Annotated in this window: 1 rRNA gene; it reads left to right on the top strand. The window is 48.3% G+C overall.

Annotated features, from left to right (window positions below):
* Window positions 1-95: 95 nt before the first annotated feature.
* A 16S ribosomal RNA gene (locus tag FS690_RS18235) occupies window positions 96-300 on the top strand; the annotation flags it as partial.

The following is a 300-nucleotide window of genomic DNA, read 5'->3' as shown; positions in this document are numbered from 1 at the left end:
TAAAAAATATCAAGTCTTTGCTGAGTGAACACGTAATTCATTACGAAGTTTAATTCACAGAGCACCGCTTAACGTGTTTAAGCAAATCAAACTTTAAATTGAAGAGTTTGATCATGGCTCAGATTGAACGCTGGCGGCAGGCCTAACACATGCAAGTCGGACGGTAGCACAGGGGAGCTTGCTCCCCGGGTGACGAGTGGCGGACGGGTGAGTAATGTCTGGGAAACTGCCCGGTGGAGGGGGATAACTACTGGAAACGGTAGCTAATACCGCATAACGTCTTCGGACCAAAGTGGGGGA

Source organism: Pantoea sp. PSNIH1 (genome assembly GCF_007680655.1).
Taxonomy (GTDB): Bacteria; Pseudomonadota; Gammaproteobacteria; order Enterobacterales; family Enterobacteriaceae; genus Pantoea; species Pantoea eucrina.
Note: the sequence above shows the minus strand (reverse complement) of the source record. Positions and strands in the feature narration are given on the sequence as shown.